Origin of the sequence: Cohnella sp. GbtcB17 (genome assembly GCF_019091135.1) — a bacterium.
GTDB lineage: Bacteria > Bacillota > Bacilli > Paenibacillales > Paenibacillaceae > Cohnella.
This window is the reverse complement of sequence record NZ_JAGXJW010000021.1, coordinates 22,928-41,706: the sequence shown is the minus strand read 5'-3', so window position 1 is coordinate 41,706 and position 18,779 is coordinate 22,928. Positions and strand designations below refer to the sequence as shown.

Below are 18,779 nucleotides of genomic sequence, written 5' to 3'. Positions count from 1 at the left end.
ACAGGATAACCAGAGACAACGCCATTGTCAAAATAACTGGTCCGATCCAAGGAGAGATAACATGCTGGAGCCAATCAAAAATAACGATTTTACCGACATCGTGACCGGACGTCGTTCCGTGAAGATTTACGATGAGAACGTCAAAATCGCGAAGGAAGAAATGCAAGCGATCATCGAGGAAGCAAGCTTGGCGCCATCCTCTGCCAATATGCAGCCGTGGCGGGTCATCGTCGTTCATTCCCCGGAAGGGAAGAACAAGCTTCGGCCTCTCGTACAGTTTAATACGCGTCAAAACGACACTTCTGCGGCGATGCTCATTATATTGGGGGATACGCAGAGTGAAGGGTATGTAGAAAAAATTTATAATGCGGCTGTGGAAGCAGGGAAAATGCCCAGCGACGTCCGCGACAATCTGGTCGGACAGATCATGGGCATGTTCCCCCAATTGCCGCGAGAGGTAAAGATCGAGATCGCCAAAGTCGATGCCAGCTTGTTTGCCATGCAGCTCATGCTGGTCGCCCGTGCGCACGGCTACGATACGAATCCGATGGGCGGCTTTGAACGCGATCAGGTCGTTCGCGCATTCGATCTGGACGACGAACGGTATGTACCGGTCATGATCGTCGCGATCGGAAAAGCTAAAGAAGCGGGCCACGAATCCGTGCGCTTGCCCGGCGAGGACATTACTTTTTGGCGCTAATGGCGCTAAATGGGCATCTTCCGATAAGAAACAGTCGGACCGGCAGCCGGCCCGACTGTTTTCTTCTATGCTTGCTTCCAGGCGTCGACCAGCCGCTTTTTCTGCAGCAGATGGTGGCGGTAGTGCATCTCGATCAGCCGGAACCACTCGAGCGCATTCAAGCCGCCGAGCCGCGGGTGAGCGACCGTTCTTTGCGCAAGCTCGACAGCCTGGTCGTTGCTCGGCTCCGATACGTCTTGAGCCGCCGGAGCCGGATCAAAAACTGCCGCCACCTTCGGCTCGATCTCGGTCATCCGACGCACCGTCTCGCGCAGCCCGTCTGCGATTTGTTCCTTGCTCTCCGGCTGGGGCGGCGTGTACTGGGGCGATGGCGGCACCTGAACGCGCTCAGGCGGGAAGCTGCCCGCCCTGAACAATGCTTCCCCCTGCGCGGTCTTCCCCACAGGCGCCCCCGTCGACTCGCCGTTCGGCGCGAGGCACAGTGCAACATTCCTCAATTGCATGAACTGTGCGGAGAGGATCAAATGCATATGCATCTGGCCAAGCGACCATTCATCCTCCGCAGGCTTCCATAGCAGCTGCTCGAGGCTGAAGTCCTCCAGCTCCTGAATATAGTCGTTTACCGTCGCTTCGAATTGGCGCAGCGTTTCCTTCGTGTTCATGGCCGGAACCACTCCTTTGACTGAGTTGGCTCCAGCATACGACATCGCTCCTGACACAAGCTTGTCAGTACCTTTTTCGCATGCTTTCGATTTCCGCGCCCATGCGATCCCGCAGCGACTCCGGCTCCAGCACGCGCACCGCCGCCCCCCAGCCGAGCGTCCACTGAAGCAGCTCCTCGACCTGCCGCACGCGGAATGTCGCCAGCCAGCCTTCCTCCCCCGGCTCGAACGTTTCCATATAGAAGTTGTCCGAACCCCGGACCAGGTCGGCGATGGCCGGATCGACCAGCATCCGCACGATGACGTTCCGATCGTCTCTGTGCCGCCGGTTGTGAAGGCTAAAGCCGGGCAGCACTTCAAACGACGCGTCAAGGACGACAAGCTCATTCATGCGGGACAGCCGAAAATGGCGAACGTCTCCCCGCAAATGGCAAAACGCAACGAGCACCCATGCCCCTTGAGAAAATACGAGCCCGTAAGGGTCGGCCGTTCGCTCGCTGTGGCGATGGCCGTCCGATCCCGGCAGGCTTTTGGAATAGCCAAACCTAATCTTGCGCTTCTGTACGATCGCCCGGCGCAGCTGCTCGAACGTTTCCTTTTCCTCCCCGCGCGTTGTCGCCGCTCGATCGTTCAGCAGCCGGATCGCCGACCGCAGCCGGGCTGTTTCCTCGCGCACATGGTCGGGCAAAATGGCCTCGATCTTCTCCTGCGCGCTTCGGGCATTCGAGCCGTACGTCGCGTCCAGCCTCAGCTCGACGAAGTCCGCCCCCACGAGCAGCGCCGTCGCTTCCTCCGCCGTGAAGCTGACCGGAGGCAGGAAGTAGCCCTCCATCAGCGAGTAGCCTATGCCCGTCGCTCCCGCCACCGGCACGCCCATCTCGCTGAGCGCTTGCATGTCGCGGTAGATCGTACGGACGCTCGTCTCGAACCGGCCGGCCAGATCCTCGGCCCGCAGCACCCCTTTGCGCTGCAGCTCGATGACGATGGCCAGCATGCGCTCGGTTTTGTTCAAGGTCGTTCACTTCCTTTTTCCTCGCATGCCTTTGCCGTTAGAGTCTACTCCAAGTGAAAGGGGTTTAAAGGAACACAGTGAATGGAAATAAGACTAATGTTCACCATGAAATTCAACTTTATAGGAGTCATAAAATGCAACCTTCAAATCAATAATCGTCAGGCTCTTTTTCAAATCGTCGATTTGCCGCTGCACTTCCTTACGATGTTCGATAATCATATCCCTCCGAGTTGCCGCAGTATCTTCGCCCTCCATGCCCAGTTCGATATACCTCTTGATCTCTTTAATCGCCATCCCCGTGTTCTTTAAGCAGCATATAAATTTTACAATCGTCAGATCTCGTTCGGAAAACACCCGGTTCCCCGCCCCATTACGACCCACAAACGGCAACAGCCCTTCTTTGTCGTAAAAGCGGAGCGTATGCGCCGTCACATCGCAAATCGCAGCTACTTCATTGATGCTGTACATTTCCCTTCACCTCGTCGATTTTGGGAATAAACGCTTGACTTCGATAAAGCTCTAAGCGTTAGCATTAAGTATAAAGAGCAGCCCGTCGATCTTCAATCAGGAAGATAGGAGTGAAAGGAAATGAACCATTTTCCTAAATGGACAGCAACGGATATTCCAACACAGCTAGGCCGCTCAGCGATTATTACCGGCACGGGAGGCTTGGGCTATGAAACGGCCCTGGAATTGGCCAAGCATGGCGCGGAAGTTATTTTGGCGGGCCGCGATCATGCGAAGGGAGAGGATGCCGTTAAAAAGATCCGCAGCACCGTACCCTCAGCCCAAGTACGCTTTGCGGAATTGGATCTTGCCAGTCTGTCCTCGATACAAGCGTTCGGAGAGCGGATGACGAAGGAGCGTCAAAGCCTGGATCTGCTGATCAACAACGCCGGCGTTATGACGCCGCCCACCCGCAAAACCACGAAAGACGGGTTTGAGCTTCAATTCGGAACGAATTACCTCGGGCACTTTGCATTGACCGCTCACCTCATGCCTTTGCTGCGTAAAGGGAAAAACCCGCGTGTAGTCCACCTAAGCAGCATTGCCCACCGCAACGGCGCCATCCATTTTGACGATCTGCAATTCGAACGCCGCTATCATGCCATGGAAGCTTATTCTCAATCCAAAATAGCCATGCTGATGTTCGCGCTGGAGCTTCAACGGCGAAGCGATGCATCCGGTTGGAATCTAATGAGCATTCCGGTTCATCCGGGAATTTCTCGAACGGAGCTGATCGTGAACGGATCCGGACCGAACAGCCCTGCCGGGATTTTAAGAAGGACGCTGGGCTCGGTCTTGTTCCAACCGGCTGCCCAGGGCGCTCTTCCGACGCTGTTCGCAGCCACGTCGCCCCATGCAAAAGGCGGGACTTATTATGGTCCAAGCGGCTTTTCCGAACTAAGAGGCTTGCCCAAACCGGGCAAGATTGCTCCGCAAGCGCTCGATCCTGCTGTCGCATCGAGACTCTGGGAAGTATCCGAACAGCTGACCCATGTGGAATTCGATTAAATCTGCTGGATCAATACTAACGGATCTAGCGGCAAAATAGCTACACCTACGATAGACAAAGAAGCTACCATGGCTGGTAGCTTCTCTCGCAAAACAGGCCGGATTATCCGTAAACTTAAAGTAACTTAATCAACGCTTCCAGCTCATCGACCAAACCTTTTGCAAGTTCAAAATCCGTATCTTTCAAAGCCGATTCGATTTTCATTTCAACCGACTTTTTCTTTTCTTCCTTTTCCAGATAGTCTCGATCAAAATGATCAGCATAAATCATCTGCCTAAATTTTCGCATGCTCATTTTTCTGATCGTCTTATCTTCAACGATTAACACATAGTCCATACCGTTTACAACCGCGTAGAAATCATGAGAAATCATGAGAATCGCGCCTTTATAGTCCTCAATGGCTTTCTCCAGGGCGAGTTGCGTGTAGGTGTCTAAATGGCTGGTCGGTTCATCCAGAAGCAGTACGTTTGCCTTACTGGCGGCTACTTTAGCGATTTGAAGCAAATTTTTCTCTCCGCCGGATAAAGAGGCTATCTTTTGATTAACGATTTCTCCTTCAAAGCCATAGGTTGAAATGTACGATCTAATCTCATCGTAAGTTTTAAACCCGGCCTCGATGAACTCTTCCAATATCGTGTTCGAATCCTGGAGCACTTCGCCTTGATTCTGGGATAAATACGCCACTTTAACATCGGCATCGATCTCAATTGAATCATGACTGTTTTTAAAGATATCTCGGAGTAAAGTCGTTTTCCCGGTGCCGTTGGCGCCGATGATGGCTACTTTATCCGTAGATTTGATCTCAAAGCTAACATGGTCCAAGAGCAGATCATCAAAGGCAACGCTATAGTTGCTGACCTGTATAACGGTGCGATCTTCGAGTTCATGATCCAGATCGAAACGGATCGCCGGCTGCTTCAACGCCACGAACGGCGCTTTAATTCTGCGCGCTTCCAATCGCTCTTGAAACCTGACTCTGGCCTTTAACGCTTTACCCCTTGAGGCTTCTGAGTTATAGGATGCAATCGCTCTTAGGTTATGGATAATTTTCTCGTTTCTTTCGCTTTCTTCTGCCTCGGCGACTGCGATTTCTTGCAGCTCCACCTTAGTCTGAAGCAAGGAGAAGTTATAATCCATATACCGCCCGTCAAACTCTTGGATCTCCCTGTTTTCAAGGTGCAGGATCTTGTCGAAGCAATGATTCAACAGATATCGGTTGTGCGTCACAACAAGCAATGTCCCTTTGTGAGAATTAATCAGATGTTTAAGCGCATTTAGGTTTTCAAAGTCCAGAAATACATCCGGCTCGTCCATGATCAGTACGTCGGGACGACGAAGCATTTCCTTCATCACTTGAATAAGCTTGAACTCCCCGCCGCTCAGGTCCGATACCCTTTGATCTCTTAGCTTCGTGAGGTTGGCTAGATTCAGTTTCTTATTGATGCTGCTTTCAAAATCATCCCCGCCGATGGCTTCTAATGCATCTAAAGCGAGTTGATACTTTTCCAATAATAATTCCAGCTCCGAGGCCGATTCCATCTCCGTACAAATTGAAGCGATCTCATCTTGTATCTGAATAAAGTCTTCCCCTATATATTCAAAAACGGTTGTGTCTTTCGTGTTATCCAGTTGCGAGAATTGACTTACATGCCCGATTTTGCAAACCGGGTCTATTTCTAGGCCGCCATCGAACAGATATCTGTCCGGATCCATCAGTATGTCTATTAACGTGCTTTTCCCATTGCCGCTTGTTCCGATAAAAGCGCAATGCTGCCCTTCCTCAAGCGTAAACGAAATATCTTTATAGAGCTCCTTTTGCGGAAACGAGAAGGATAGTCGTTCGACTTTTATCATCGTATGACCTTTCTTTGTAGCTAGAATAGTGGCTGTACGTATCGTTGCTAGCGTAACACTGTTTATAACCAACTTCAATCGCGTCTGTATCCTGCTGTTTTGCTCCTACTTGTAAAAAAGGTTCATCGCAGCAGTCGGCTGCGATGAACCTTTTCATAAAACGAAACTCAAGCACAACAACCGGATTAAACCCCTCAAAAACCCGGAAAGCCTGGGAAACCCGGATCTCCCGGAAAGCCTGGATCCCCGCCTTCTCCGCCCTCCAAAATGAGCTCATAAGTCGCATTTTGTGCAGGTACCAAGTTCAAATCATATTCCTTGATTTCCGGCGCTCCGTCTAACGCCTTCCATCCGGTACCGGTCACGCCTAATTCCCAGACGACTTTACTTGGAATCATAAACTGCACGCCAAAACGGTAGGTTTCTTCATTGATGATCTTTTCCTGTTGGGTAGACGGATCGATAACGATAAATTTCACCTTATACACTTTTCGATCGTAATACAGCTTCAGCGTCGTAGTGCCATCCGCATTCACGATTCCGCTGCTTACGGTTTCGTAATCGGTCCCCGATCCCTGCAGCGCATAGAAGCCGGAGTAGGTTTTATAGGCTGCGGTTACCGTGTCCCCAATTGCCCCTTGCAATTCTTCCCTATCGGCCAATTCAAATGGATCGTCAATCCCCGTTCCTCTTTGATAATGCTCCACCGTATACTTTTGCTTTTCTGCGTCCTCTGTCCACTGTGCCGTGTAGGTTAGATTGCCCGCAGGCATTTCTCGATACCCGGACGGAATTGCAGGCGACCAGCCTGCAAATATATAACCTTCACGCGTTGGATTAGACGGTACTGGATAAGGCGTTCCTGCAGTCAAATAGCTTTTTGCGGAAGTGCCATCCGCAAAAGTTCCTTCCTTTAAATCAAACGTTAGCTCAAACTTGCGCTGCAGATATTGTTTTACCACAAGATTTTTAGCATGATCCGGGTCCACCATGATCTTATAATCCGTTGGAAGCCCCCAGTCATCCGCTAACTCGTACTCGTCTGGACTGTTATAATCGCCTGCAGCCTGGGAACGAGCATTAAACTCTTGGAATGCGGTGGCCAAATAAATTTCGCTGCCGACTTTCGTAAATTCTCCCTCGTAGCTATCTCTTGAATAATAGTCTACGCGTACCCGCATGTCCTTTTTCACGTCGAGATAGGCCGTATAGGTTTTCGACGCAGCCGGAACAACCTCATCGATCGATTCCCAACCCAGGAAAGCAAGACCTTCGACATTCGTCACATAGCCCGGAACATTTAATCTGTCCCCATACTTCATGTACTCAATATACGTGCCTGCGGAAATCGGTACATCGCCTGTTGCCTTCGAATAGTCGTGCTGGAAGATCAGCTTGATCGTGTCGCGCTTATAGTAGTACTTGATTACCGTCGATCCGTCTGCTTTAATCGCCTCTTGGGTCTTTTGAGGCGTAATAAACCCCGGGATATACTTCGGATCTGCTGAAGGAAGAGCATTCGTTTTTCCTCTTGATTTTTCCGTATCGACTAATGTGTAGCCCTTATCATGTAAATTCTCGGAATAGGTTTCGACGAGATACGGCGTATCCGTAGCAGGCACAAATGCAGCATAGTAGTTGCTATTTTTAACGTCCATCACAGTCGGAAGCGACGTTTTTATCCCTATCGTTCCCATACTCTCATTATACCAACCCGCAAATGTATAACCCTGCTTTGTCGGATTCGGAATATGAGGAATCGCCGATAGATAGGGACCGCTAATCTGCCGCATGACGCTCATCTCGGAAATCGGCAAATTGTCATCGAGTTCCTTCAAGGTAAGCGTATAGCTATCATGAAGATTATCGTATGAGAGTTTATAGGTACGCGTCAGACCGCCAGAACCCAAGGATGCGCTTGATCCGCTATAGGTAATATATAACTTGGTCTCATAGCCGGCGTCTTCATCACGATCAGGCGTAATCGTGCGATTGCGAGGGTCGTATCTGAACAAGTCCCGCTCCGCGAAGCTGATGCGAAAGGAAGAAGGATCATGTATCGAAGGCGTAATCTCGCCATCGTGTAAATCCATCTTATCCATCATAAAGTATTCAAGCGGTAACTGATAAGAGGTCTTTCCAAGCTCGCCATGCATCGTGATCGGCTCTATATCATCCTGATCGTAAGAGAAATCCAGAATCACGTTACGTGTGCCCACTTCAAATAAAGGCTTCTCGTAGGTCGTGGAGAAGGGGACGACCGAGAAAGTTCCCTTGAACGCCTGCGCGATAATTTTTATATCTAAATATAGCCCGATCTCTAAATGATAAGCGCCTTTCATTTTAGAAGTCGAAGCGCTGCCGGCTACCCTCTCATAATGATAATAGAAGAAACCCCATAGTTTTATATATCCGCCCAGCTCTGCTTGCACCCCAATGCTATTCAGCGTCGTGGATAGGGCACCGACCTCTAGCGTAAGGCGAATCCCCGCCCTTAACCCTAATTCTCCCATCGCATAGAAGGTAAAGTTATACTTTTCGGGTACAAGCGTCGTTTGAGCGTTTCTAACCTGAGCTGCTATGATACGCATATTAAAGCTATAACGTTGTCCGTTTTCATACGTATATATAATTCCAACCGAGATATTAACCTTTGCGCTCACGACGAACTCTGCCTTGAATACAACCTCAAAAATACCGTAAACGACTCGCGTGCTGGTTCTAAATATTTCTTTCTTAACGATGTCAACCCAATCGATATCTTCGTTTTCCAAAAACTCCTGATATAATTCGGGTAAGTCGTTTGAAATGTCATCGATCTCATTGTCGGTGTACTTTTCGGTTTCTTCCATCACCTTTTTAATTTGTCTGGCGACGTTAATGACGTCGTCACTGTTCCAATCAATATCTTCCTCTTTTTCGAACAGACCGAGATTGGCATCGAATCTTACTGCCGTATACGTATACACATCAAGATCTGCATTTACCGAATAATCGACAGGTATGGATATGAACCAGAAGTCTTCCCAGTAAATCTCGCCTCCAACGCTAAGGTTAACTGAAAACTCTTGTTCAAAGGTTCCCGTTAATTTAATTTTGATTTCGTGATCCGCGCTGACTTCAATCGTTACTTCTGCCGCAATTTCTAAAGAGGCCCGAATCCCCGTTTTTCCTTCAAAATGTTTGAGGTTGCTTGATATATTTACCTTTACCTGTTCAACGGATACCTCTACCTTTGAACCTGCTATTTTCATCAAGCTAGTACCTTGAGCCGCATTTTCTTTAAGATACTGAATGTCGCTATCGTTAAACTGGGCGGAATCTGCATTAAGTTCCTTAAAGCTGTCCGTTTGCAGAGCCATTGACGCAAGATAGCCCGAAGCCTGTCGCGCAAATCCACTATCGATCGCGCTCTTCGTCATCTCTGCTTCCAATCGGGCAATACTGTCATCGTTAAGCAGCTCTTCATTCTCTAGCTTCTGATTTTTCTTGTAATAATCGAATGAATTGCGCATGGCTTCTTCGCTAATAATCTCGTAAGTAATCGTATACGCGTGATTAGCAAGATCAACGGTTTTGATCTGCGCATAGTCGGCAAGCTGAGAGGCCTCGCTCCACTCGCCGGTATAGAAGGCGATAAAATCTCCCGGCTCGACGCTAAGATCTTCTCTGAACTTAAACCCCTCATACTTGGCATCGGAGAAATCCATCGTTGATTCCGGCACCGTGATCGAAAAATCGTTGGGAGCGCCATCCGTATCCGCGGCAACATTTACAGGCAGAACATCGGGTACAAAAATGATATCCGCTACATCCGGCGAACCGTAATGATACTCGTTGCCATTTTTAATCGAAAAAATTTCAACGTAAGAAACGTTCCCTTCATCTTCTAACGGTGCGCTTCCATTACGCGCATTCGGATGTGCGCCATCATAAATCGCAACGGTATCTCCGACTTCGATTCCGCCGCCATCATATATGAAATAGCCATTCTCATAGTCGCTTACAATGGTTTGCGCACTTCCGCCTTCGATCTCATACGTATATAGCGAGTTCGCAATAAACTTGGCCTGCTGCCCGTCCTGACTCATTAAAGATACTTCGGACGCGCTTAAATATTTTAGCTTTGAATTGAATTTTATGTTGTTGACTTCGGCTTTGGCTGTCGTAAATGCAACTTCCCTTGTTGATGAATCGTATTCCGTATCTCCCTCCTTGAAGACTAAAGCATCGTCATTCAATACGAGCTTAAAGGTGCCGCCCTCAGGGAATTTCTTATTCTCGTTATTGGCGGCAATCACATATTCATTACCAGACTTCGTGATAGAAATGCCTGAATACGCCGCAAAATCAAGGTGCGAAGACGAGCTGAACGCAATCGCATTCTTAATCGCAGATTCTGCTAATTGTCCAGAGCGATCGACGACTTTAATTGAAAATGTGCTGGGTTGATCCAGCTTGCTAATGACGGGTATACTTTGGACTTCCAACGCTTGTTCCGACAATTCTACGAACCTGGCATACAGTGTCATATCGCTAGTTACGATTGCATCTAAAGACACGACCTTCGTTAGCGCACGATCCGTATACCAATCGAGGAAGCTGTAGTTTGCTTTTCTTGCAGTCGGCAGTTCACCTAGGGTATGGCCTGCAACGACAGACTTATTCGCGATCGGGGTTCCACCGTCCGTATAGAACGTAATGGTGTAGGTCGTCGGTGTCGGTGTTGTTGGCGTCGTTGGATTAGCCGGAGTCGGCGTTGGCGAAGTCGTTGGCGTCGGTGTAAGTATAGGTGTCGATGTTGGCGTCGAAGGGGAACTTCCTTTAATCACTTCATTGCTGCGCATGACAAACGTAGCTGCTTCAGCACGCGTTGCATGAGAAGTCGGATTAAAATTTCCGTTGCGATCCCCGGTGATTAGACCGGCTCTCCATAATTCCAATATCGCATCCCTTGCCCAGCTCGAGGCCTTATCGATATCGGTCGGTTCTGTAGTAACGGCATTTCCTGCTTTATAGTCGATATTAAATTTCTCAAAATATCTCACCATAATCGTAGCCATTTGCTCTTTTGTCACGGTATTATCGGGTACAAACTTACTTCTCCCTATGCCTGTTACAATACCGTGCTCATTTGCCCATTGTACGTATGGCGCATAATAAGAACCCGCGGACACATCCGTGTATGGGGATGCAGAGGTATATGTTGAAGCATCGATTCCCGCAATACGTCCAAGAACGGTAACGAACATTGCGCGCGTCATCGTGCCTTGCGGCGAAAAGGCCTTCTCGCCTGTCCCCTGGAATAGGCCATTTCGATTCACATAATTGGCCGCATCGAAAAACCAATCTCCTTGCTTCACATCGTTAAAAGCGCTTGTCGTATTCGCATTCGTCGGATTCTGTACAGCGGCAACCGGACTTATATTTTGCACGATGCCGTTCCAGCTATTCGATAACGCATTGGTTGGGGGTAACGCTAACGATTCTGTTTTAGATTCGCCAGCATTACTGGAATCGCTAAAACGACTCAACCCGCTAAAACCGCTCAGATCACTGACACTGCGCGTTTGCGCCGCTGCCAGACTTGGCGCCACTAAAGATATCGATAATAATACAGAAAGCGTAAAACGTATCATCCGTTTGTACAAATACGATCTCTCCCTAAAAAATGAATGATGTGAACCGGCATTTTAAAACCCGGGCCCTGTCATATGCAGGATCCAACCTCTTGTGCATCCATTATTTTCTTAGGCTATGGTAGCATAGCGATTTAGCTCTTATTTGAAACCTAAAGAAAACTTTGACTTCAATCTAGAATCAGGAAGTAGAAGTAGGAATAGTAGAGGCGATTGGCCCGATAAGGATGGAAACGCGCAGAACCAATGAAGCTCATGGCAAAATAAATAACGGCGAAGGGGTTTTATCCCTTCGCCGTTATTTATTAAACACCTCTGCTGGTTGAATTTGCATGGCACAGAATTCGCCCTGCTTGCGTATGATTCTCGACTGTTGACCGCGAGCGATTCTCAGTTGGTTATTTCTCTTTTTGCAAAACTTTGATCGTCGAGGCGATCCCTTCCTGGAACGGTGTCGCTATGACCTGACCGATGAGCCGCTCGTACTTGTCTCGGCTAAGCGTCAGAGGCTCTTCGGTCAAATAAAGCATCTCCACCACTTCCTTCATCACAGGCAAGCCGAGTCCGAGCAGGGACAAGCCCCGCTTCTTTAACGGAATAACCGCTTTGGCGCTGCCGCTTGCCGATTGCGCGATCTTCACGATGTCTCGCCCTGCGATTAACCCGGCACCCGGGATGTGCCAATTCTGGCCGTAGGCGAAGTCTCTGCCGGCCAGCTCGACAATCATGGCAGCCGCGTCCGGCAAGTAGACGAATTCGCGGGGAATATGCATATTCCCGATATAAAACGCCATCTTGCCGGCCGCGATCGCTTCCAGCGTCGAGCCCAAATAAGAGGCTTCGTTAGCGGTAGGTCCGTAATAATCCGGTAATCGGGCGATCGCAACCTTGGCCTTTTTCCACCGCTTGCTGAACAACATCCGTTCATAGTCCAAGCGGACTTTGCCTTTTCGCGTATGCGGCGCTTTCGGATGCTCCTCGGTTACGGGGTTGGATTGTCTCCTTCCGTAAGGGTATATTCCGTCAATCGCGACGACTCGGGCAGCCATGCGGTCCGCCGCCTCCATCACCGACTCGCCCAGCGGAATCAGCTTGCTCGTCATCTCGTGGTACGGAACATTCGCGCAATGGAACCATACGTCTGCGCCGCCTGCTTGGGAAGCGATATCGTCCGGCCGCATAGCGTCCCCAACGGCAAGCGACAGATGTGCCGGGTTGCCTAGCCGACTCGCGAATTGCTCCAATTTGTGACGCGAACGCCCGAACGCAATCGTGTCGATCCCGCGTCTAACCAGCTCTTCCGTGATTGCGGCACCCGTTCCGCCGGTTGCTCCAATGACCATTGCCTTCGTTATCGTCATTCCAATCGACCTCTTTCTTAATTGTGATTGATTAGTCACTCACTTTACATTCCAGATGCCGAGCGTCTTGGCCTGCCGGAATTTACTTTTAATGTCTCGTGTCAGTGATTAATCAATCACTAACTTGTTTTTTACTATAACAAACAGTGAGTGATTGGTCAATAACTTATTTTGAAAATGAAATCCTCCTCTCCTCATCCCTTCATTAATTCGGGCATATTTAGCGCCACAGCGACGTTGCACAGCAAGCCTCGCGCAAGAAACAGCATCGTTCGCTCTTCGGCTTTGTCGACACCGGCTTCCTGGAATGCGGCAAGCACCATTTCTCGGACTTCCTTGAAGCCGTTCATCATCGACTGCCGGATCGCTTCCTCCTGAATCGTCTGCGCCTGCATCTGCAATAAAATCTCGTTATGGTGCATCGCCTGAATGTTCTCGTATTCCTGGATCAGTGTAGCCTCCAGCAATTCCGGCGACGTTTTCTCTATCACCTGACGGAACGATTCGATCACTCTGGACCACGAGGCTTCCAAAGCGCCTAACAGCAAAAGTTCTTTTGTCGAGAAAAACTTGAAAACGTAGGGCTGTGAAATGTTCGCCCGCTGTGCCACCTGTGCCGTCGTAGCCCGGTAATAGCCGACTTCGGCGAACACCTCGATCGCCGCGGAAATAATCTCCGCCTTGCGATTAACAGAAGTGAAATCGGATTTAGCCAACTATGTCCCTCCAAAAGATAGTGATTGATCAATAACAAAGTCAGTATACCGCTGCCGTAAGCTGAATGCAAATCGGGGCACAGAATCTACCTTCTGTGCCCTCCTTATTCAATCTGCCAAGTCGATCTGCGCGATAACTTTTTATTGCTGGTCCGGCAGTTGTAAGGCATTTGCCGAAGTTTGCGCTTGATCTAAAAATTCCTCCGCTCGGGTCAATTGCTGCCTTGCGACCTCCAAAGCTTGTGCGTTTTTGGCCCCATTAGCTTCAGTGATCGAGCTTGTCGCCTGATTTAAAGCCGCTTGCGCTTCGGAAACCGCATTAGCTGCATGCTGCTCCAGCGCATTGCCGCTCGCGTGAAGTGCACCTGCTGCCGGTTTTCTTGCATTTTCGGTGGACAGATCAATTTTGTTTTCATTGGGCATGTGGATTTATCCCTCCCTGAGCAAAGATCGATAACGCATACCGAAACAAGTATGCGGTTGTGATTTTGTTTATATTCTGGCCGCCGCATGGGGATAATCGGCCCCCGCATTTCCGGAAATCCATTTTGTATAGGCTCCAATGTGTAGGAAAAGCTAACTCGGACGAAAGAAAGGAGAGAATCATTCACAATGACCCTGCCCACGCTAGCGCCGCACGAGTCGATGGAACTGCATGAAGCGTTAAACTTCAAAACGCTCTGCCTGGCAAAGTCAAAGCTGATGCAAGGCCTTGTCTTCGACCAGGAGCTGAAGGCGTTAATGCAGAAAGACGTGCTTCAATCCACGCAACAGCTCGCCGAGCTCCAAGCCATCTACGCAAGAGTGCCTTTCCAAGCGCCTGTCCCGAATAACCCGACGCCTATCACACATTAAAGGGGAACGTACATGAACACTGATTATCTGGACCCGATCAATGCGTTAAATATGCCGGAAATGGCGGACATGACCTTTGCCATGGACTTCCTTCTTCGTGCCAAGGAAGGCGTGCGAAATCTGTCCATTGCGCTGACGGAAACGGCTTCACCGGATGTAAGAACGCTGCTGCGCAATCATCTTAAGCAAGGGATTGCGATGCACCAGGAAATCTCGGAGCTTATGATTCGCAAAAAATGGTTCCATCCTTACGAGCTGAACGAACAGTACCAACTCGACCAGCTGTCGGCGAAAAATACGGTGATGATCGGGCAAATGAATTTGTTCGCGGAAGATACGTCGCGCAAAGGGATGTTCGATCGGACCCCAGATGAGCATATGGGAGGACATCAGGCATGAAGGCGGTAACGTATCAAGGGATTAAAAATGTCGCGGTCAAAGAAGTCCCGGATCCGAAGATTGAGAAACCGGACGATATGATCGTAAAAATCACCAGTTCCGCCATTTGCGGCTCGGACCTTCATCTGATCCACGGAATGATCCCTAACCTTCAGGAAAACTATGTCATCGGGCATGAACCGATGGGCATCGTAGAAGAAGTGGGCCCCGGCGTGACCAAGGTAAAGAAAGGCGACCGGGTGATCATCCCTTTTAACATTGCTTGCGGAGAATGCTTTTATTGCAAAAATCAGCTGGAAAGCCAGTGCGACAATTCAAACGAACACGGGGATATGGGCGCTTACTTCGGCTACTCCGGGACGACAGGCGGATATCCTGGCGGGCAAGCCGAGTACTTACGCGTCCCGTTCGCGAATTTTACCCACTTTAAAATTCCCGAAAATTGCGAGCAGCCGGACGAAAAGCTGAGCCTGATCGCCGATGCCATGACAACGGCATTCTGGAGCGTAGATAACGCCGGCGTCAAGAACGGAGATACGGTCATCGTGCTCGGCTGCGGCCCGGTCGGACTTCTGGCACAGAAATTCTGCTGGCTGAAGGGAGCCAAGCGGGTTATCGCCGTCGACTATGTCGATTACCGCCTGCAGCATGCGAAGAGAACGAACCATGTGGAGATCGTCAACTTCGAATCGGATCAAAATATCGGCAACCATCTCAAGGAAATGACCAAGGGCGGCGCCGATGTCGTGATCGATGCGGTAGGCATGGACGGCAAGATGAGCGATCTTGAATTTCTGGCCAGCGGCTTGAAGCTGCAAGGCGGCACTATGAGCGCATTTGTCATTGCGTCTCAGGCTGTACGCAAAGGCGGGACCATCCAGGTCACCGGCGTATACGGCGGACGCTATAACGGATTCCCGTTCGGCGACATCATGCAGCGCAACGTGAATATCCGTTCCGGACAAGCCCCGGTCATTCATTACATGCCGTATATGTACGAGCTGGTGACGTCGGGCAAGGTCGACCCCGGAGACATCGTTACGCACGTCATTCCGCTCAGCGAGGCGAAGCGCGGCTATGAAGTGTTCGATACGAAAACCGACAATTGCATCAAAGTTGTCTTGAAGCCTTGAATGTCGATCAAAAAGTGGAGGACAATCGAATGAAATCCAATTACGCTATGCATGAGATGCTCGAGGTTCATGAGATCGCGGCGTTCAAGACCGTTTGCTTGACCAAATCGAAAACGATGCGAGCGCTCGTAACCGACCCGGAGCTCATCGAGATTTTGCAGCAAGACGTGCAATTATCGCAGCAGCAGCTCCAGGAGCTCAGTGGCGCGCTGTCTAAAGCGACCCTATAGGGAGGTCAAACATGAATACGATAATTGAGCACATGACAGGGCTTCATACGCTGACGGACGAAGTGATCGCGATGGATTTGTTGGTAAACGCCAAGAGCGGCGTCAGAAATTACGCCATGGCCGTCACCGAATGCGCCACGCCCGAAATCAAGCATATATTGATGAAGCAGCTCGACGAAGCGATCGACGCCCATGAAAAGATAACAAACTACATGGTGCAGCGAGGCCTGTATCACCCGTACCATATGCAGGAGCAAGTTCAGCTCGATCTGCAAAATATAGATACCGCGTTGAACATTCCGTACTGACGCAGCAAACTCCCCGGGGGCAGGCGTATCGCCGGCCGGGGAGTCGATGAATGCTTTATTTAGAACGCAGCCGCTTTAGTGGCTGCTTCTTTAATGCCGGCTGCGACGATGTCGGCGGCGCGGTCCTGGAATTGGTTGTGGCCTTCTACAATTACGGACTCGGGCTGCGTAATGCCCCAGAAGCCGAGAATGACTTTGACATAATTAACGGCCATCTCGAACGGAGCCATCACTTCGTTGGAGTAGTCGCCGCCCCGTGCCGCGAGCAGCATGACCTTCTTGTCGCCGGCCAAGCCGACGGGACCTTCGGCCGTGTATTTGAACGTTTTCCCCGTCTGCGACAAATAGGAGGCATACGTAATCAGAGGCGCCGGCACGGTGAAGTTCCAGAGCGGGAACGCCAGCACGACTTTGTCGGCGGCCAGGAACTGCTCCAGATAGCGGCTCGACAGCTCGGCCGCCTGCCGTTCTTCGGCCGTCGGCTCGAAGCCTTGACTCAGCTTGTACAAGCCGGTGATCGTCGTGTTGCCGTAGTACGGTAGATTTTCCGCGAACAGATCCACCTCCGTAATCGTGTCGGACGGATGCGTCTCCTTATAGGCGGACAGGAACGCGTCGTATAATTTTACGCTAACGGCTTGATCGGCCGGGCGGTCGTTTGCTTTAATAAATAGTACATTTGCCATCTTATTTTCTCCCCATTCGTTATAAGAAATTTATACTGTGATATAATAAGCACAGTTGTTATTATGGAACAAGAACGAGTCGCTGGGAAGAACGCACTTTTAGGTGGCTTAGTATGCTTTTAGAAACTTAGGAGGTGGCAGCATGGCATCGATCGAGCAGTGCCACGCGGTTGAAGCCGCCGAAATTTTTGCGGGCAAATGGAGAGGCGACGTCTTGTTCCATCTGTTCAACGGCGGGACGAAGCGATTCAACGAGCTGCGGGCGCTGATCCCCGGCATTACGCAGAAGATCCTGACTGGTCTGCTGAGGGAGCTTGAAGAACAGGATATCGTAAGGCGTGTCGTCTACCCGCAGGTTCCGCCGAAGGTCGAGTATTCGCTGACCGACTACGGCAGAACGCTGGAGCCAGTCATCGTCGCCATGCACCAGTGGGGCGAGCGTCATACGGAGCATATGCAGCAAAAAAGGATCGAAGAGGCGCACGCCGAGCATGAGGCGGGAGGTCGCCCATAAGCGCCGCAGGAGCAATCACGGCGGGGTTGGCCGGGGGCGGGGGATTCGGATCGCTTGCGGATCGCCCGCCCGCCGGGCAGCCGGTACAAGAGGTATAGCAGCTTAATTATTCGGGCCTAACGCCTGGTGTGTATTTGGTTAAAGTGTCGGCACTTCCCCTTAACCGCTCCTCCAAAATCGAACGAAGCTCATCAGGAATCCGTTCAAACGCGACCCCTTTCCCCAAGAACAAAAGCCAATCCGCGTAATACGCTAGCGCCTCTTCATCGGTCACATCCAGTTGGACATTAAAAATCCCGCTCGACTGGAACATGCCGGTAAAGGACAAAACAATCCCTGGCGGATGCAATCGCTTAAAGCGCTGAATCCCGGTCGCATCAAGCTTAACAACCAGATTGGATTCGCGTGCGCCAAGCCGTTTTTTGCTTAAAATCTCCTGCTCCGACCGCCTCAGCTTCTGTTCGGAAATGGCCGAATCCCGCAGCATCTCGACAGGCAAATAACGAAACGCATCCGCATCCAGATCATAAACCTCGACCAGCCAATGCGCGTTAGCATTCAGAATATGAAGCAAATACACGTCCATCAACTGCGGCCAGCCGGGACTCGGCTCATACGTCAAACGCAAGTGCTTATCCCGCGCAGCAAGCGAGATCAACTGGTTTAACTCCGCAGGCGCCGCATCATCGAGCTCCAGCAGATTCGGATTCGCCGGATTTGTATTTTCAAAAAGCAAGAGGTGATTCAGCTCGATCAGCTCGTCGTGCTGGGTTTGCGACGCGATGCCGATGAGCTTTTCTGTGATGGAACGGCGATTTTGCAAATAAGGCAGCTGCGAATTTTTCGAGGCGATAAAGCTGATAAAGATAGCTTTCAGCTCTTCCGGCGTAAATCGGACGGCAGACAAATATTGATTTTGCAGGACATTGTAGCCGCCTCCGCGTCCCAGCTCGGTCGTCAGCGGAAAGCCCATCGCCTGAATCTCGTTAATGTCGCGAATCGCCGTCGCACGAGAAATCTTGAACTCCCGCTGAATCTCGGCAATCGTAAAACGCGCGCGGTTATTGATGAAGCGCATAATCAGGTTCACTCGTTCTGTTTTTTTCATCATTTTATTGTATCAGAAACGCAGTAAAAGGTATCTCTTTTTGATACATATAGCCAATAGGATCGATCTTGTAAGAAATAAACCGC

General features: G+C 50.2%; 18 protein-coding genes. 8 read left to right on the top strand and 10 right to left on the bottom strand.

The annotated features are described in order from the left end of the window. The first annotated feature begins 61 nt into the window (after positions 1–61). On the top strand, positions 62–700 hold the full coding sequence (locus KVT38_RS13490) for a nitroreductase family protein (protein ID WP_217594248.1): 639 nt from the start codon (positions 62–64) through the stop codon (positions 698–700). A 65-nt stretch (positions 701–765) separates the two neighbouring features. Here KVT38_RS13490 and KVT38_RS13485 read toward each other — a convergent pair whose 3' ends face one another. The 3 genes from KVT38_RS13485 to KVT38_RS13475 form a co-directional block, all read right to left on the bottom strand. Further along, the gene (locus KVT38_RS13485) at positions 766–1,362 is read right to left on the bottom strand and encodes a DinB family protein (protein WP_217594247.1); all 597 of its coding nucleotides are present in this window, start codon (positions 1,360–1,362) and stop codon (positions 766–768) included. Positions 1,363–1,426: 64 nt separating this feature from the next. Next, on the bottom strand, positions 1,427–2,374 hold the full coding sequence (locus KVT38_RS13480) for a helix-turn-helix transcriptional regulator (protein WP_217594246.1): 948 nt from the start codon (positions 2,372–2,374) through the stop codon (positions 1,427–1,429). A gap of 93 nt (positions 2,375–2,467) precedes the next feature. After that, on the bottom strand, positions 2,468–2,842 hold the full coding sequence (locus KVT38_RS13475) for a MerR family transcriptional regulator (protein ID WP_217594245.1): 375 nt from the start codon (positions 2,840–2,842) through the stop codon (positions 2,468–2,470). 120 nt (positions 2,843–2,962) lie between these two features. Here KVT38_RS13475 and KVT38_RS13470 point away from each other — a divergent pair, with 120 nt between their 5' ends. Then, positions 2,963–3,889 (top strand): SDR family oxidoreductase, encoded by a 927-nt coding sequence (locus KVT38_RS13470; protein ID WP_217594244.1) that lies wholly within the window; start codon positions 2,963–2,965, stop codon positions 3,887–3,889. A 115-nt stretch (positions 3,890–4,004) separates the two neighbouring features. On the opposite strand, the gene KVT38_RS13465 is transcribed toward KVT38_RS13470, so the two are convergent. The 5 genes from KVT38_RS13465 to KVT38_RS13445 form a co-directional block, all read right to left on the bottom strand. Then, entirely contained in the window at positions 4,005–5,744 is a 1,740-nt protein-coding gene (locus tag KVT38_RS13465) for an ABC-F family ATP-binding cassette domain-containing protein (RefSeq protein WP_217594243.1), read from the bottom strand. 194 nt (positions 5,745–5,938) lie between these two features. After that, positions 5,939–11,395: an S-layer homology domain-containing protein gene (locus KVT38_RS13460; RefSeq protein WP_217594242.1), complete on the bottom strand. Its 5,457-nt coding sequence runs from the start codon at positions 11,393–11,395 to the stop codon at positions 5,939–5,941. Positions 11,396–11,781: 386 nt separating this feature from the next. After that, positions 11,782–12,744 carry an NAD(P)H-binding protein gene (locus KVT38_RS13455; RefSeq protein ID WP_217594241.1) on the bottom strand — a complete coding sequence of 321 codons (963 nt, stop codon included), beginning with the start codon at positions 12,742–12,744 and terminating at the stop codon, positions 11,782–11,784. Between the two features lie 194 nt (positions 12,745–12,938). Next, complete coding sequence (locus tag KVT38_RS13450) at positions 12,939–13,460, bottom strand: TetR/AcrR family transcriptional regulator (protein WP_217594240.1); 522 nt, start codon at positions 13,458–13,460, stop codon at positions 12,939–12,941. Between the two features lie 141 nt (positions 13,461–13,601). Then, positions 13,602–13,883 (bottom strand): hypothetical protein, encoded by a 282-nt coding sequence (locus KVT38_RS13445; protein WP_217594239.1) that lies wholly within the window; start codon positions 13,881–13,883, stop codon positions 13,602–13,604. A 189-nt stretch (positions 13,884–14,072) separates the two neighbouring features. On the opposite strand from KVT38_RS13445, the gene KVT38_RS13440 reads away from it, so the two are divergent. Genes KVT38_RS13440 through KVT38_RS13420 form a run of 5 tightly spaced genes read left to right on the top strand, consistent with a single transcriptional unit; the run spans position 14,073 to position 16,385 of the window. Then, a complete protein-coding gene (locus KVT38_RS13440) occupies positions 14,073–14,315 on the top strand; it encodes a spore gernimation protein GerQ (RefSeq protein WP_217594238.1) in 243 nt (80 codons plus the stop codon). Between the two features lie 12 nt (positions 14,316–14,327). Then, positions 14,328–14,714, top strand: a complete 387-nt coding sequence (locus KVT38_RS13435; RefSeq protein ID WP_217594237.1) for a spore coat protein — start codon at positions 14,328–14,330, stop codon at positions 14,712–14,714. After that, positions 14,711–15,847 (top strand): zinc-dependent alcohol dehydrogenase, encoded by a 1,137-nt coding sequence (locus KVT38_RS13430; RefSeq protein ID WP_217594236.1) that lies wholly within the window; start codon positions 14,711–14,713, stop codon positions 15,845–15,847. Before KVT38_RS13435 ends, KVT38_RS13430 begins: the two co-directional genes overlap by 4 nt. Before the next feature lie 29 nt (positions 15,848–15,876). Continuing rightward, entirely contained in the window at positions 15,877–16,077 is a 201-nt protein-coding gene (locus tag KVT38_RS13425; RefSeq protein ID WP_217594235.1) for a hypothetical protein, read from the top strand. An 11-nt stretch (positions 16,078–16,088) separates the two neighbouring features. Beyond that, positions 16,089–16,385, top strand: coding sequence for a spore coat protein (locus KVT38_RS13420; RefSeq protein ID WP_217594234.1), 297 nt, complete (start codon positions 16,089–16,091; stop codon positions 16,383–16,385). A 59-nt stretch (positions 16,386–16,444) separates the two neighbouring features. Here the strand turns inward: KVT38_RS13420 and KVT38_RS13415 are convergent, their stop codons facing one another. Further along, a complete protein-coding gene (locus KVT38_RS13415) occupies positions 16,445–17,101 on the bottom strand; it encodes an FMN-dependent NADH-azoreductase (protein ID WP_483298173.1) in 657 nt (218 codons plus the stop codon). 112 nt (positions 17,102–17,213) lie between these two features. Here KVT38_RS13415 and KVT38_RS13410 point away from each other — a divergent pair, with 112 nt between their 5' ends. Next, positions 17,214–17,585, top strand: coding sequence for a winged helix-turn-helix transcriptional regulator (locus tag KVT38_RS13410; RefSeq protein ID WP_217594232.1), 372 nt, complete (start codon positions 17,214–17,216; stop codon positions 17,583–17,585). Positions 17,586–17,691: 106 nt separating this feature from the next. Here the strand turns inward: KVT38_RS13410 and KVT38_RS13405 are convergent, their stop codons facing one another. Then, positions 17,692–18,693 carry a helix-turn-helix transcriptional regulator gene (locus tag KVT38_RS13405; protein ID WP_256454855.1) on the bottom strand — a complete coding sequence of 334 codons (1,002 nt, stop codon included), beginning with the start codon at positions 18,691–18,693 and terminating at the stop codon, positions 17,692–17,694. Positions 18,694–18,779 lie beyond the last annotated feature (86 nt).

Excerpts from the sequence above, each read along its gene's own strand:
- KVT38_RS13420 (WP_217594234.1), top strand. The coding sequence starts at position 16,089 with ATGAATACGATAATTGAGCACATGACAGGGCTTCATACGCTGACGGAC.
- KVT38_RS13485 (WP_217594247.1), bottom strand. The coding sequence starts at position 1,362 with ATGAACACGAAGGAAACGCTGCGCCAATTCGAAGCGACGGTAAACGAC.
- KVT38_RS13405 (WP_256454855.1), bottom strand. The coding sequence starts at position 18,693 with ATGAAAAAAACAGAACGAGTGAACCTGATTATGCGCTTCATCAATAAC.
- KVT38_RS13490 (WP_217594248.1), top strand. The coding sequence starts at position 62 with ATGCTGGAGCCAATCAAAAATAACGATTTTACCGACATCGTGACCGGA.
- KVT38_RS13465 (WP_217594243.1), bottom strand. The coding sequence starts at position 5,744 with ATGATAAAAGTCGAACGACTATCCTTCTCGTTTCCGCAAAAGGAGCTC.
- KVT38_RS13470 (WP_217594244.1), top strand. The coding sequence starts at position 2,963 with ATGAACCATTTTCCTAAATGGACAGCAACGGATATTCCAACACAGCTA.
- KVT38_RS13435 (WP_217594237.1), top strand. The coding sequence starts at position 14,328 with ATGAACACTGATTATCTGGACCCGATCAATGCGTTAAATATGCCGGAA.
- KVT38_RS13445 (WP_217594239.1), bottom strand. The coding sequence starts at position 13,883 with ATGCCCAATGAAAACAAAATTGATCTGTCCACCGAAAATGCAAGAAAA.
- KVT38_RS13475 (WP_217594245.1), bottom strand. The coding sequence starts at position 2,842 with ATGTACAGCATCAATGAAGTAGCTGCGATTTGCGATGTGACGGCGCAT.
- KVT38_RS13430 (WP_217594236.1), top strand. The coding sequence starts at position 14,711 with ATGAAGGCGGTAACGTATCAAGGGATTAAAAATGTCGCGGTCAAAGAA.
- KVT38_RS13440 (WP_217594238.1), top strand. The coding sequence starts at position 14,073 with ATGACCCTGCCCACGCTAGCGCCGCACGAGTCGATGGAACTGCATGAA.
- KVT38_RS13455 (WP_217594241.1), bottom strand. The coding sequence starts at position 12,744 with ATGACGATAACGAAGGCAATGGTCATTGGAGCAACCGGCGGAACGGGT.
- KVT38_RS13425 (WP_217594235.1), top strand. The coding sequence starts at position 15,877 with ATGAAATCCAATTACGCTATGCATGAGATGCTCGAGGTTCATGAGATC.
- KVT38_RS13410 (WP_217594232.1), top strand. The coding sequence starts at position 17,214 with ATGGCATCGATCGAGCAGTGCCACGCGGTTGAAGCCGCCGAAATTTTT.